The following is a 12874-nucleotide window of genomic DNA, read 5'->3' on the forward strand; positions in this document are numbered from 1 at the left end:
CCATCTTATGGCATGGAATCCCCGCGTAGGGCATGAAAACCCCTTCCATCCCGAGCCCCTTACTGTTATCCACTATGGTCTAAAGTTTCGGGGCACTTCCTGGCTGACCGGCAAGTCACGCGAGGGCGCGGATGCGCGCTTTCGCGAACAGGGAAGGTCCGTTTGCGTATCAAGGGGCGACGAAACAGGTGGATCTGGAGCACCTCTTCAACGGGAGCGCGCTGAACGCGGTGGACGCCAAGGGGCGTCTGTCGGTTCCGGCGTTCATCCGTGGGGTGATCGAGCGCCGCTCGGACGCCAAGGCCGTCATTCTCGGTGCGCATGAGGTCGACCCCTGCCTCACGGCCTACGATCGTGGCTATGGTCGCATCCTCCATGCCGAGAATGAGCGCCGCCGCCTCCTCGAGGAAGGCGAGGACGCCACCGCCCATTATGCCCGCGCGCGGCGCACCTTCGGCATCACCGAGGACGTCCCCTACGACACCAGCGGCCGTATCATCCTGCCCCCTATGATGCGGCGCAAAGGCCAGATCGAGGATCTGGCTCTGTTCGTCGGCGTCGGCGGCACGTTCGAAATCTGGAACCCCTATCTAGCTCTCAAGAGCGGCGACGAGGATCTGCGCGACCTCGCCGCCTACCGCCTCGAAGAAAAAGGCTTTTCGCTGTGAGCCCGGACCCTGCCGCCCCGCACGTCCCGGTGCTCTTGCGCGAAGTGATCGCCGCGCTCGCCATCAGCGAGGGCGAGGTTCATGTCGACGGCACCTTCGGGGCCGGCGGCTACACGCGCGCCATGCTTGCCGAAGGCGCCAACGTCATCGCCTTCGATCGCGACCCGGATGCCATCCGCGATGCCCTCCCATTCGCGGATGTGAGCGGGGGGCGCCTGACGCTAGTACCGGAGCGTTTTTCCCGGATGCGTCAGGCGCTTTCCGACCGCGGCGTTGAAGCGGTGGACGGCGTGACGCTCGATATCGGCGTCTCCTCCATGCAGCTCGACCGGCCGGAGCGCGGCTTCTCCTTCCAGGCCGATGGGCCGCTCGACATGCGAATGGGGCAGGAGGGGCCCACCGCGGCCGACTTCCTCAACATGGCGGACGAGGCCGAGATCGCCGACGTCCTTTATCATTATGGCGAGGAGCCGAAGTCCAGGCGCGTCGCCCGGGCGATCGTCGCCGCGCGGCCGATCGAGCGGACCGGGCAGCTGGCCGACATCGTCCGCAAGGCGGTGGGCTACAAGCCTGGCGCCAAGAAGGACGCGGCGACGCGGACCTTCCAGGCGATCCGCATCCATTTGAACGAGGAATTGCAGGAGCTCGAGGGCGGGCTGGCGGCTGCCGAGCAGGTTTTGAAGCCCGGTGGCCGCCTAGCCGTCGTTACCTTCCACAGCCTCGAGGACCGGCTGGTGAAGCGGTTCCTGAAGGAGCGGAGCGGTGATGTGCCGTCCGGCTCAAGGCATCTTCCCCAGGCAAGGGCATCGAGGCCCGAGCCCAGTTTCGAGGCGGTGGCCAAGCCGGTGCGTGCCGGCGAGGACGAGGTGCGGGCCAATCCCCGCTCCCGCTCGGCGACGTTGCGCGTGGCGCGGCGCACCCATGCCTCTCCCTGGTCAACAGCGCGTAAAGGAGCAACCTCATGATCACTAAGGGTTTCAAGCCCATGGGGTGGGTTGCCGGCGTCGCTGTCGCGGCGCTCGGCTGCTACATGCTCTCGCTGAACGTCGCCGCCGAGCGCGCCGAGCTCGAAAGCGTCGAGCGCCAGATCATCGCCGCCAAGCAGGATATCCGCCAGCTCCAGACCGAGCTCGGCACGCGCGGCCGCCTCGCCCAGCTCGATCGCTGGAATGCGGAAGTGCTGGCCCTGTCCGCACCCGGTTCGGCCCAGTTCCTCGACAACGCGGTGATGCTCGCCCGTTTCGATCAGCAGCAGCCGACCATCGAGCAGCGCGCCAAGGTTCATCTGGCGTCGCTTGAGACGGTCGACCAGCGTGAGGCACCCCAGGCCAAGGTCATCACCGCCAGCTATGAGCCGGCGCCCGCGCTCGACAAGCCGGGGCAGCCGCTCGTCCGCCGCGCGAGCCTGATCGTCACCGAGGATAAGCCGTTGCCGAAGTTCAAGCCGGCCGGTCTCCTCGATGCCGAGCTGATCGCGGAGATCCGTGATACGGCGAAGGTCGAGAAGAAGCAGTCCGAAGGCGGCGTCGGGGGGCAATGACAGCAGTCGCCGCCCAGACCCGACCGCTCGATCCCGGCAGCGCACGGCAGGACTCCCTCGCTCTCACCTATCACCGGCTGATGCTGGTCATGCTGGTCTTCGCCGGCGTTACCTTGCTGATCGTCGGGCGGCTCGCCTGGCTCCAGGTCTCCACCGACCGCTCCGACGGCGGCTCGGTCGGCAATCCGCTGTTGCCGCCGCGGGGTGATATCGTCGATCGCAACGGCATCCCGCTCGCCCGCACCATCGACGCCTGGTCGATTGCCGTTCACCCCCGCAAGTTGATCGGCGATCCGGCGGCGCTGGCGGTGGAGCTTAATGGGCTGATGCCGGAACGGAGCGTCGCCGACTATCGCCGCATCCTCTCCGCCGACAAGAATTTCGTCTATCTGCAGCGCCGCGCCGTCCCGGAGCTGGTCGCCGCCGTCAACGCGCTCGGCGAGCCCGCCATCGTTTTCGACCGGGAGCCGGAGCGGCTCTATCCCCAGACGGACCTCGCCGCCCATGTCCTCGGCTGGACCGACTATGACGGGCAGGGCGTCGCCGGCATGGAGCGGGTGCTGAACGAGCGGCTGACGGACCCCGCCCGGCGCGGCGACCCTGTCGCCCTGTCGATCGATTCCCGCGTCCAGGCGGCGATGGAGAGCGAACTCGGCGCCGCCGTCGCCAAGCACAGCGCGGAAGGCGCGACCGGCATCGTCCTCGACGTCGATACTGGCGAGGTCATGGCCATGGCCTCCTACCCGACCTTCAACCCCAATGCGGCCGGGAAATCGCCGCCCGAAGCGCAATATAATCGCGCGACGATGGGCGTTTACGAGCTCGGCTCCACCTTCAAGCCGATCACCGTCGCAGCGGCGATCGAGGCGGGCGTCATCAAGTCGATGGCGCAGAGCTACCCGACCGGCGCTCCGCTTCGCATCGGCCGATTCAGCATCCGGGACGACCATCCCATTCCTGGCTCGGCCAATATCGTCGAGACGCTGGTCTATTCGTCCAACATCGCCACGGCCCAGATCGCCGACCAGATGGGCGAGGCGCGGATGAAGGCGGCGTTTCGCGCACTCGGCTTCGACGAGGCGGCCCATATCGAGCTTTACGAGAAGAGCCGGACGCTCTTCCCCAAGGAATGGGGCAGGGCGCGGGTGCTGACCAGCGGCTACGGCCACGGCGTCGCCATCACTCCGCTGCATCTGGCCACTGCCTATGCCACGCTGGTGAATGGGGGCATCTGGCGGCCCGCCACCTTGCTGAAGTCCGACAAGGCGCCGGCCGGCCGGCGCGTCTATTCCGAGGAAACCAGCCGCACGATGCGCGGCCTCCTCCGCATGATCGTGCTGAAGGGAACCGGCCGAAAGGGTGAGGCGCCGGGCTACCGCGTCGGCGCCAAGACCGGCACCGCGGAGAAGGTCACTGCCGGCGGCGGCTATAACCGGCGAGTCAATGTCTCGACATTCGCCGCCGCTTTCCCCATGGACGACCCGCGCTACGTCGTGATCGTGATGATGGACGCGCCCAAGGGCACGGCAGACACGTTCGGCTTCACGACGGCGGCATGGACGGCGGCGCCGGTGGTGTCGAAGGTGATTACGCGCAGCGGGCCCCTGCTTGGCGTGATCCCCAGCGACCGACGCGACGTCGACGTCTCCCGGTTCATGGCTCTGGTTGGAGAAGCGGAAGACTGATGCGACTTGGGGCGCTGATCGGCGGCGACGATTCGGCTTCGGTCACCGGGTTCGCGATCGATCACCGCAAGGTGGCGCCGGGAACGGTGTTCGGAGCCTTTCGCGGCACCCGCTTCAACGGTGAGGATTTCGTGTCCGCGGCGGTGGAGGCGGGCGCGGTGGCGATCGTCGCCCGGCCCGACGTGAAGGTGGAAGGCGCCGCCCATGTCGCCGCCGAGGAGCCGCGGCGGGCGTTCGCGAAGCTCGCGGCCCGCTTCTTCCAGCCATTCCCCGAAACGGTGGTCGCCGTCACCGGCACCAACGGCAAGACCTCCAATGTCGAGATGGTGCGCCAGCTCTGGCGGATGGCGGGGCATCCCTCCGCCTCGATCGGCACCTTGGGCGTCACCACCGCCGACGATCAGGTGACGACCGGCCTCACGACGCCGGACATCGTCACCTTCCTCTCCAATATGGCCGGCCTCGCGCGGGAGGGGATCACCCATGCCGCGTTCGAGGCGTCCAGCCACGGTCTGTCGCAATATCGGACCGAGGGGTTGCCGGTGCAGGCGGCGGCCTTCACCAATTTCAGCCGAGATCATCTCGATTATCACCAGACGATGGACGCCTATTTCGAGGCGAAGATGCGGCTCTTCTCCGAAGTCGTGGAGCCCGACGGCACGGCGGTGGTCTGGACCGACGATGCCAAGTCGGACGAGGTGATCAGGCGGTGCCGGGAACGGGGGCTGCGCCTGCTGACGGTCGGCCGCAAGGGCGAGGCGCTGAAGCTCATCGACCGCGAGACCAGCCAACTCGGCCAGAAGCTGACGATCGAGGCCGAGGGCAGGACCCACGTCGTGACCATATCGATGATCGGCGCCTATCAGGCCGCCAACGTCCTGACCGCCGCCGGCCTCGTCATCGCTACCGGCGGCGATCTCCAGCAGACCTTGGCGAACCTGCCCCGCCTGCAGCCGGTGCGCGGACGGCTGGAGCGCGCCGTCATCACCCGCGCCGGTGCGCCCATCTATGTCGATTATGCCCACACCGCCGACGCGCTGGTATCGGCGATCGAGGCGCTCCGCCCCCACACCCAGGGCCGACTCATCACTGTGTTCGGCGCAGGCGGCGACCGCGATGTCGGCAAGCGGCCCGAGATGGGGGAGGTTGCGGCGCGCCTCTCCGATCTCGTCATCGTCACCGACGACAATCCTCGCAGCGAGGACCCGTCCCTCATCCGCCGCGACATTCTCGCCGGCGCGCCGGGTGCCCGCGAAGTGGCGGGCCGCCGCGAAGCCATCGCCGCGGCCATCGCCGAAGCGGGATCGAGCGATATCATCCTCCTCGCGGGCAAGGGCCACGAACAAGGCCAGATCATCGGCGACCGCGTCCTCCCGTTCGACGATGTCGCGGTAGCGCGGGAGTGCGCGGCATGAGCACGATCTTCGGAGGGGTGGGCATGACGCCGCTCTGGACCTCTCACGAGATTGCGGAAGCCGTGGAAGGCGCCGCTCATGGCGCGTTCGAGGCGAACGGTGTCGCCTTCGATTCCCGCGAGATCCGGAAAGGCGACCTCTTCATCGCCATGAAGGGTGAGGCGACCGATGGGCACCGCTTCCTCGGCCAGGCCTTCGCCGCGGGCGCGGCCGGCGCTCTGGTCAGCCAGGAGATCGCCGAGCCGCACGTCCATGCAGCCGACACGTTCAGGGCCTTGAACGATCTCGGCCGCGCCGCCCGTGCCCGCACCCAGGCTCGGATCGCCGGCGTCACCGGCTCGGTCGGCAAGACCGGGACAAAGGAAGCGCTCTATGCCGCTCTCGACCGCGCCGCCCCGCGCCAGGCGCACCGCTCGGTCAAGAGCTACAACAACCACACCGGCGTGCCGTTATCGCTCGCTCGCATGCCGCGCGAGACGCGGTTCGGCATTTTCGAGATGGGGATGAGCGCGCCGGGAGAGCTGGCGGCGCTGACCCGGCTGGTGCGGCCGCATGTGGCGATCGTCACGGCCATCGCCCCGGCCCATCGCGCCTTCTTCAAGAGCGACGAGCAAATCGCCGACGCCAAGGGCGAGATTTTCCAGGGGCTGGAGGAGGGCGGCACTGCCCTGGTGCCGTTCGACAGCCCCCATCGCGATCGGCTGATCGCCGCCGCGCGGCCGCATGCGGCGACGATCCTGACCTTCGGCGTCGGCGAGGGCGCCGACATTCGAGCCCGCGAGGCGATGCCGGCGCCGGCTGGCGGAACGCTGGTTACCGCGCTTCTGCCGGAGGCGGAACTGACCTTCACGCTCTCGCAGCCGGGGGAGCATTGGGTGTCGAACGCGATGGCGGTGCTGGGCGCGGTCCAGGCGATGGGCGGCGATCTTGCCCAGGCGGGCCTCGCGCTGGCCGACATGGCCGGCCTCAAGGGACGGGGCGAACGTCACTGGCTGCCGGTGCCGGGCGGCGAGGCGCTGCTGATCGACGAGAGCTACAACGCCAATCCCGCGTCGATGCGGGCGACCTTGAAGACGCTCGGCGACGAACGTGTCTCGGGTTGCCGCGTTGCCGTGCTCGGGGCGATGAAGGAACTCGGCGAGACATCCGACGCTTTCCATGCGAGCCTCGCCGAGCCGATCGAGGCGGCCGGTGTCGATCGCGTCATCCTGGTCGGCGACGAAATGGCGGCCCTTGCGAAAGTCCTTGGCGCAAAGGCTAAAATGACGCATGTGCCCGACGCGGCCGCGGCCCTCGAAGCGCTCGAAGAAGCGATCGGGCCGGGTGATGCCATACTCGTCAAGGGATCGAACTCTGTAGGCCTTGCCGCCGTCGTCGAGGCGCTGGCGGGCGGGAAAAGCTGATGTTTCTTTGGATTGCCGAACAACTGGATTTCGCGGGAATCCTGAACCTCTTCCGCTACATCACCTTCCGGGCCGGCGCCGCCACCGCGACGGCCCTGTTCCTGGGGCTGCTCATCGGTCCCAAATTCATCGGCTGGCTGCGCATCCGTCAGGGCAAGGGGCAGCCGATCCGCGAGGATGGCCCGCAAAGCCACCTCGCCAAGCGCGGGACGCCGACCATGGGCGGCCTCATGATCCTCACCTCCGTCTCGGTGGCGATGCTCCTGTGGATGGACTTCTCCAATCCCTATCTGTGGGCCTGCCTGTTCATCACCGTCGGCTTCGGGCTGATCGGCTTCCTCGACGATTATGACAAGGTGACCAAGCGTCATCACAAGGGCGTGTCAGGGAAGGTGCGGCTGCTGGCCGAGTTCGTCGTCGCCGGCATCGGCTGCGCGATCATCGTCCAGGGGACCGGCACAGACCTTTATATCCCCTTCTTCCAGGGGCCGGTGGTCGACCTTGGCTGGCTCTACATCCCCTTCGCGGCGGTGGTCGTCGTCGGCGCGGGCAATGCCGTCAACCTGACCGACGGCCTCGACGGCCTCGCGACCATGCCGGTGATCATCGCCAGCCTGGCCTTCCTCGTCATCACCTATCTGGTCGGCAACGCCATCTATGCGGAGTATCTCGGCATTCCGTTCGTGCTGGGTGCCGGCGACCTCACCGTGCTCTGCTCGGCGATCGTGGGGGCGGGTCTCGCCTTCCTCTGGTTCAATGCGCCGCCGGCGGCGGTCTTCATGGGCGATACGGGCAGCCTCGCGCTCGGCGGCGCGCTCGGCGCCATCGCCGTGGCGACGCAGCATGAGATCGTGCTCGCGATCATCGGCGGCCTGTTCGTGCTGGAGGCGCTGTCGGTCATCATCCAGGTCTTCTTCTACAAGCGCACCGGCAAGCGCGTGTTCAAGATGGCCCCGATCCACCATCATTTCGAGCAGATGGGCTGGTCCGAGCCGACCGTCGTCATCCGCTTCTGGATCATCAGCTTCGTGCTCGCGCTGGCGGGCCTGTCCACGCTGAAGCTGAGATGATTGGGAGGGCGATCCTCTTTTCCCGCCGGGGTGGCGAAGGGGGACGGTGATGATCACCTCGGACGCCTTCCGGAACAAGCAATATGCCGTTCTCGGCCTAGCTCGCTCGGGGCTGGCGTCGGTCGAGGCACTGGCGGCAAGCGGCGCGCAGATCGTTGCCTGGGACGCCCGCGAGGAAGCGCGCGCGGGGGTAGCCGACAAGGCCCGCGTCGCCGACCCCATGGCCACGGCGCTCTATGGCCTGGACGGGATCGTCGTTTCGCCGGGCGTGCCGCTTAACCGTCACCCGATCGCCGAGCGCGCGCGGGAAGCGAATGTGCCGGTGATCGGCGACATCGAGCTTTTCTCGCAAGCCCGTGCCTCGCTGCCGCCCCACCAGGTGGTCGGCATCACCGGCACCAACGGCAAGTCGACGACCACGGCGCTCGTCCATCACATCCTCAAGACCGCCGGCCTGCCGGCCACCATGGCCGGCAATATCGGGGCGCCGATCCTGGGGCAGGATCCGCTGCCCGAGGGCGGCGTCTATGTGCTGGAGCTTTCATCCTACCAGATCGACCTAACGCACAGCCTCGACTGCGACGTGTCGGTGCTGCTCAACATCACGCCCGATCATCTCGATCGCTACGACGGCGTCGACGATTATGCCGCGTCCAAGGCGCGGCTGTTCCTGATGCAGTCGCCGGAGCATGTCGCCGTCATCGCCGCGGAGGACGATTGGACTCGCGCCATCGCCGGCCAACTGGGCGGCAAGCGCGTCCTCGTCGCCTCGACCGACATCAAGGACCAGTCGCGCTGGCCCTCTCTGCAGGGGCCGCACAATGCGCAGAATGTCGCGGCGGCGGTGGCCGTCGGCCGCGCGCTCGGCATCGGCGACGAGGCTATCGCGCGGGCGCTCGAAACCTATCCCGGCCTTCCGCACCGGATGGAACGAGTGGCCGAACGGAATGGCGTCCTGTTCGTCAACGACAGTAAGGCCACCAATCCCACGGCGACGGCGCCGGCGCTCGCCGCCTATCCCGCGGTGCACTGGATATTGGGCGGGTTGCCGAAATCGGACGATCTCGAAGCGTGCGAGCCCTTTTTCGATCATGTGAAGGCGGCCTACACGATCGGCGAAGCGGGGCCGATGTTCGCCGAGCTTCTGGCCGGCAAGGTGCCGGTCAGCCAATGCGAAATGCTGGCGCAGGCGGTCGGCGCGGCCGCCGACGCGGCGCAAGCGGGGGAGGTCGTGCTGCTTTCGCCGGCTTGTGCGTCCTTCGACCAGTTCCGGGACTATGAAGCGCGGGGGGATGCGTTCCGCGCGGCGGTGGAGGCTCTGCCATGAGGATCGTTCAGGATGGCGTTCGCGGAGCTATGGCGAACCGGCTCGGCCGCTCCGACCGGAGCGCGCTCGGTCGCTGGTTCTGGGAAATCGACCGGGTCCTGCTGCTGCTCATCGCCGTGTTGATCTCGATCGGGCTCATCGCCGTGGCGGCGGCGTCGCCGGCGGCCGGCGCGCGCTATTCCGGCGGCAGCGTCACCTTCGCGCCGCTCTATTATTTCTACCGTCAGCTGATGTGGATATTCGTCGCCGTGCCGGTGATGATCGCCGTCTCGATGCTGCCTAAGGCCAAGGCGCGGCGCCTCAGCATCGCCGGGGCGGTGATCTTCGCCTTTTTCCTCTTCCTGACCCCGATGGTCGGCCAGGAAATCAATGGTGCCAGGCGCTGGATCGGCTACGGCTTCGCCCAGTTTCAGCCTTCCGAGTTCTTAAAGCCCCTGTTTATCGTCAGCCTCGCCTGGCTGCTGTCGCTCAGGGACAAGGACAAGACGCTGCCGGTCGTGCCGCTGACCGGCCTCCTGACCGCCGTCGTTGCCCTGCTTTTGATGCAGCAGCCCAATTTCGGCGAGACGATCATCTTCGCCGCCGTCTGGGTGCTTCTCCTGACCCTTGCGGGCGTGCCGATGCGCTTCCTCATGATCCTGGGCGGAGCCGCGCTGGCCGGCATCGTCCTTGCCTATTTCTTCTATCCCGTCGCGACCGAGCGCATCGACGCCTTCCTCTTCGCCACCGAGGCGACCGACACCTACCAGACCGACAGCGCGATGCGGACGTTGACCGCCGGCGGACTGTTCGGCGTCGGGCCGGGCGCCGGCACCCACAAATTCCGCCTGCCGGAGCCGCACACCGACTATATCTTCTCGGTCATCGGCGAGGAGTTCGGCCTCATCGCCTGCTTCGCCATTGCGCTTCTCTATTTCGGCATCGTCGCCCGCGTGCTGATCAAGCTGCTGCACGAGGAAGATCCCTTCCTCGTCCTCGCCACCGCCGGCCTGGTCTGCCAGTTCGGGCTGCAGGCGCTGATCAACATGGCCGTCAACGTCCAGATCGCGCCGTCAAAAGGCATGACCTTGCCGTTCATTTCCTATGGCGGCTCATCGATGATCGCGCTGGCGCTCGGCATGGGATTGCTGCTCGCCTTTACGCGGCGAAACCCCTATCTCCATCGCTCTCCCTATGTGGTGAAATGGAGCGGCGGATGATCTCGCGCCACTATGTTCTGGCGGCCGGAGGAACCGGCGGACATATGGTCCCGGCCCACGCGCTGGCCGAGGAGCTGATCGCGCGCGGCCACCGCGTCGCCCTCGTCACCGACGAGCGGGGCGCTCGCATCCCCGGCCTGTTCGACGGCGTGCAGGTCCATATCCTCCCGGCCGGCCGCCTGGGCGGCGGACCGATCGGCTGGTTGAAGGCGCTGAAGAACATTCTCGCCGGTCGCGCCATGGCCTCGCGCCTCTACGAGACGTTCCGCCCCTCGGCGGTGGTCGGCTTCGGCGGCTACCCGGCGCTTCCGGCCCTGCTCGCGGCCCAGCGGGACGGCATTCCGACCCTCATTCACGAACAGAATGCCGTGCTTGGCCGGGTCAACCGCTTGCTCGCCCGCAGGGTTGACGCCATCGCGACCTCCTATCCCGATGTTCAGCGGCTGAAACCTCGGCACTTGGACAAGGTCCATTTGGTCGGCAACCCGGTGCGGGACGAGGTGCTGGCGCTCCGCGACCAGCCTTTCCCGGCGCTGACCGAGGACGGCATTTTCCGCGTCCTCGTCACCGGCGGCAGCCAGGGTGCGACGATCCTGTCGAGCGTGGTTCCGGACGGACTCGGCATGCTCCCCGAGCATTTCCGCCGCCGCCTGCAGGTGACGCAGCAATGCCGTGCCGAGGACATAGAGGAGGTCCGCGCCCGCTATGCCGGCCTCGGCATCCCGGCCGACCTTGCTACGTACATGCCCGATCTTCCCGAGCGCCTCGCCTGGTCCCATCTCGTCATCGCGCGCGCTGGCGCCTCCACCATCGCCGAGCTGACCGTTGCCGGCCGGCCCGCCATTCTCATCCCGCTGCCGAGCGCGACCGACGACCACCAGACCTTCAACGCCCGCGAGATGGCGCGGAGCGGCGGCGCCCGCATGATTCCGCAATTGGCCTTCACGCCGGTCGAGCTCGCCAAGCAGATGCAGAAGCTGGGTCTGGAGCCGGAAGCGCTCGCCAATGCCGCCGAGCGGGCCAAGGGCTGCGGTCGCCCGGATGCCGCCAAGGACCTCGCCGACCTCGTCGAGCGGATGAGCCAGACGCCGGCCCTCGTCGGCCCCGAGGAGGTCGCCTTCCGTCCCGTTCCGGCCGGCGGAGCCATGGCATGAGGGGTGTCGGGACCGACATCGGCACCATCCATTTCATCGGCATCGGCGGGATCGGCATGTCCGGCATCGCCGAGGTGATGCATATATTGGGCTACAAGGTGCAGGGCTCGGACGTGGCCGAAGGCTATGTGATCGAAGGCTTACGCCGCCAGGGCATTCCCGTCGCCATCGGCCATCACCCGGACAATTTGGGCGACGCCGCGGTCGTCGTCACCTCCACCGCCATCAAGCGCGGCAACCCAGAGGTGGACGCGGCCTATGAGCGCCGCATACCCGTCGTCCGCCGTGCCGAGATGCTCGCCGAGCTCATGCGCCTCAAGGCGACCGTCGCCATCGCCGGAACGCACGGAAAGACGACCACCACCTCGATGGTCGCTGCGCTGCTCGACGCCGGCGGCATCGATCCTACCGTCATCAACGGCGGCATCATCAACGCCTATGGCTCCAACGCCCGCCTCGGCAAGTCGGACTGGATGGTGGTCGAGGCAGACGAGAGCGACGGCAGCTTCCTTCGCCTGGACGGCACGCTCGCGGTGGTCACCAATATCGATCCTGAGCATCTCGACCATTATGGCAGCTTCGAGAAAGCGAAGGACGCCTATGTCGAGTTCGTCGAGAATGTCCCTTTCTACGGCGCTGCGCTCCTCTGCGTCGATCACCCGGAAGTGCAGACGATCATTCCCCGCCTTCGCGATCGTCGCGTCGTCACCTACGGCTTCGCGGCGCAGGCCGATGTGCGTGCAGACAATGTCGAGCCGATCCCCGGCGGCAACCGCTTCGACGTCTCCGTCCGCGACCGCGCCGGCGAGGTGCGGACGATCGAGGGTGTCGAGCTGCCCATGCCGGGCCGCCACAATGTCCAGAATGCGCTGGCCGCGATCGGCGTCGCCCTCGAGATGGGCATCCCCGACGAGATCGTGGCCAAGGGCTTCGAGAAATTTCATGGCGTCAAGCGCCGCTTCACCAAGGTCGGCGAGATCGACGGCGTTACGATCATCGACGATTACGGACATCACCCGGTGGAGATAATGGCGGTGCTCGCCGCTGCCCGCGAGGGCGCGGAAGGACGCGTGATCGCCGTCGTCCAGCCTCACCGCTACACGCGCCTGCGCGATCTGATGGAGGAGTTCCAGGGCGCCTTCAACGATGCCGACATCGTCTATGTCGCCCCCGTCTATGCCGCTGGCGAGGAGCCGATCGAGGGTGTTGATTCCGAGGCGCTGGTCGAAGGCCTGAAGCAGCGCGGCCACCGCATGGTGGGCAGCGTTGCCGACCAGCAGGACCTGGCCCGCCAGCTTCGCGACATCGCGGCTCCGGGCGACATGGTCATCTGCCTCGGCGCCGGCGACATCACCAAATGGGCGGCCGGGCTGGCGGACTGCATCAAGGATGCGAGGCTGTGCCGGTGACGAG

General features: G+C 67.3%; 11 protein-coding genes. All 11 read left to right on the forward strand.

Translation table 11 applies throughout. From position 1 onward, the window contains the following. The first annotated feature begins 188 nt into the window (after positions 1-188). The 11 genes from DF286_RS10060 to murC are packed head-to-tail and all read left to right on the forward strand — an operon-like array spanning position 189 to position 12870. The gene (locus DF286_RS10060) at positions 189-668 is read left to right on the forward strand and encodes a division/cell wall cluster transcriptional repressor MraZ (RefSeq protein ID WP_158274660.1); all 480 of its coding nucleotides are present in this window, start codon (positions 189-191) and stop codon (positions 666-668) included. Then, entirely contained in the window at positions 665-1633 is a 969-nt protein-coding gene (gene rsmH, locus DF286_RS10065; protein WP_109271308.1) for a 16S rRNA (cytosine(1402)-N(4))-methyltransferase RsmH, read from the forward strand. Before DF286_RS10060 ends, rsmH begins: the two co-directional genes overlap by 4 nt. After that, positions 1630-2208, forward strand: coding sequence for a hypothetical protein (locus DF286_RS10070; RefSeq protein WP_109271309.1), 579 nt, complete (start codon positions 1630-1632; stop codon positions 2206-2208). Before rsmH ends, DF286_RS10070 begins: the two co-directional genes overlap by 4 nt. Beyond that, a complete protein-coding gene (locus tag DF286_RS10075; protein ID WP_109271310.1) occupies positions 2205-3893 on the forward strand; it encodes a peptidoglycan D,D-transpeptidase FtsI family protein in 1689 nt (562 codons plus the stop codon). Before DF286_RS10070 ends, DF286_RS10075 begins: the two co-directional genes overlap by 4 nt. Next, on the forward strand, positions 3893-5308 hold the full coding sequence (locus DF286_RS10080; protein ID WP_109271311.1) for a UDP-N-acetylmuramoyl-L-alanyl-D-glutamate--2,6-diaminopimelate ligase: 1416 nt from the start codon (positions 3893-3895) through the stop codon (positions 5306-5308). The genes DF286_RS10075 and DF286_RS10080 overlap by 1 nt, the downstream gene beginning before the upstream one ends. 23 nt (positions 5309-5331) lie before the next feature. Continuing rightward, positions 5332-6711, forward strand: a complete 1380-nt coding sequence (locus DF286_RS10085) for a UDP-N-acetylmuramoyl-tripeptide--D-alanyl-D-alanine ligase (protein WP_109272132.1) — start codon at positions 5332-5334, stop codon at positions 6709-6711. Beyond that, positions 6711-7781 carry a phospho-N-acetylmuramoyl-pentapeptide-transferase gene (gene mraY, locus DF286_RS10090; protein WP_109271312.1) on the forward strand — a complete coding sequence of 357 codons (1071 nt, stop codon included), beginning with the start codon at positions 6711-6713 and terminating at the stop codon, positions 7779-7781. Before DF286_RS10085 ends, mraY begins: the two co-directional genes overlap by 1 nt. A 49-nt stretch (positions 7782-7830) precedes the next feature. Further along, positions 7831-9108, forward strand: coding sequence for a UDP-N-acetylmuramoyl-L-alanine--D-glutamate ligase (gene murD / locus DF286_RS10095; protein WP_109271313.1), 1278 nt, complete (start codon positions 7831-7833; stop codon positions 9106-9108). Next, positions 9105-10307 carry an FtsW/RodA/SpoVE family cell cycle protein gene (locus tag DF286_RS10100; protein ID WP_109271314.1) on the forward strand — a complete coding sequence of 401 codons (1203 nt, stop codon included), beginning with the start codon at positions 9105-9107 and terminating at the stop codon, positions 10305-10307. The genes murD and DF286_RS10100 overlap by 4 nt, the downstream gene beginning before the upstream one ends. Next, on the forward strand, positions 10304-11461 hold the full coding sequence (gene murG, locus DF286_RS10105) for an undecaprenyldiphospho-muramoylpentapeptide beta-N-acetylglucosaminyltransferase (protein WP_109271315.1): 1158 nt from the start codon (positions 10304-10306) through the stop codon (positions 11459-11461). Before DF286_RS10100 ends, murG begins: the two co-directional genes overlap by 4 nt. Beyond that, complete coding sequence (gene murC / locus DF286_RS10110; RefSeq protein ID WP_109271316.1) at positions 11458-12870, forward strand: UDP-N-acetylmuramate--L-alanine ligase; 1413 nt, start codon at positions 11458-11460, stop codon at positions 12868-12870. The genes murG and murC overlap by 4 nt, the downstream gene beginning before the upstream one ends. The last annotated feature ends 4 nt before the right edge of the window (positions 12871-12874 follow it).

The organism is Sphingosinicella humi (genome assembly GCF_003129465.1).
GTDB classification, from domain to species: domain Bacteria; phylum Pseudomonadota; class Alphaproteobacteria; order Sphingomonadales; family Sphingomonadaceae; genus Allosphingosinicella; species Allosphingosinicella humi.

Bases quoted from the DNA above. Each gene is read 5' to 3' on its own strand.
- DF286_RS10070 (WP_109271309.1), top strand. From the start codon at position 1,630: ATGATCACTAAGGGTTTCAAGCCCATGGGGTGGGTTGCCGGCGTCGCT.
- DF286_RS10075 (WP_109271310.1), top strand. From the start codon at position 2,205: ATGACAGCAGTCGCCGCCCAGACCCGACCGCTCGATCCCGGCAGCGCA.
- DF286_RS10080 (WP_109271311.1), top strand. From the start codon at position 3,893: ATGCGACTTGGGGCGCTGATCGGCGGCGACGATTCGGCTTCGGTCACC.
- DF286_RS10085 (WP_109272132.1), top strand. From the start codon at position 5,332: ATGACGCCGCTCTGGACCTCTCACGAGATTGCGGAAGCCGTGGAAGGC.
- mraY (WP_109271312.1), top strand. From the start codon at position 6,711: ATGTTTCTTTGGATTGCCGAACAACTGGATTTCGCGGGAATCCTGAAC.
- murD (WP_109271313.1), top strand. From the start codon at position 7,831: ATGATCACCTCGGACGCCTTCCGGAACAAGCAATATGCCGTTCTCGGC.
- DF286_RS10100 (WP_109271314.1), top strand. From the start codon at position 9,105: ATGAGGATCGTTCAGGATGGCGTTCGCGGAGCTATGGCGAACCGGCTC.
- murG (WP_109271315.1), top strand. From the start codon at position 10,304: ATGATCTCGCGCCACTATGTTCTGGCGGCCGGAGGAACCGGCGGACAT.
- murC (WP_109271316.1), top strand. From the start codon at position 11,458: ATGAGGGGTGTCGGGACCGACATCGGCACCATCCATTTCATCGGCATC.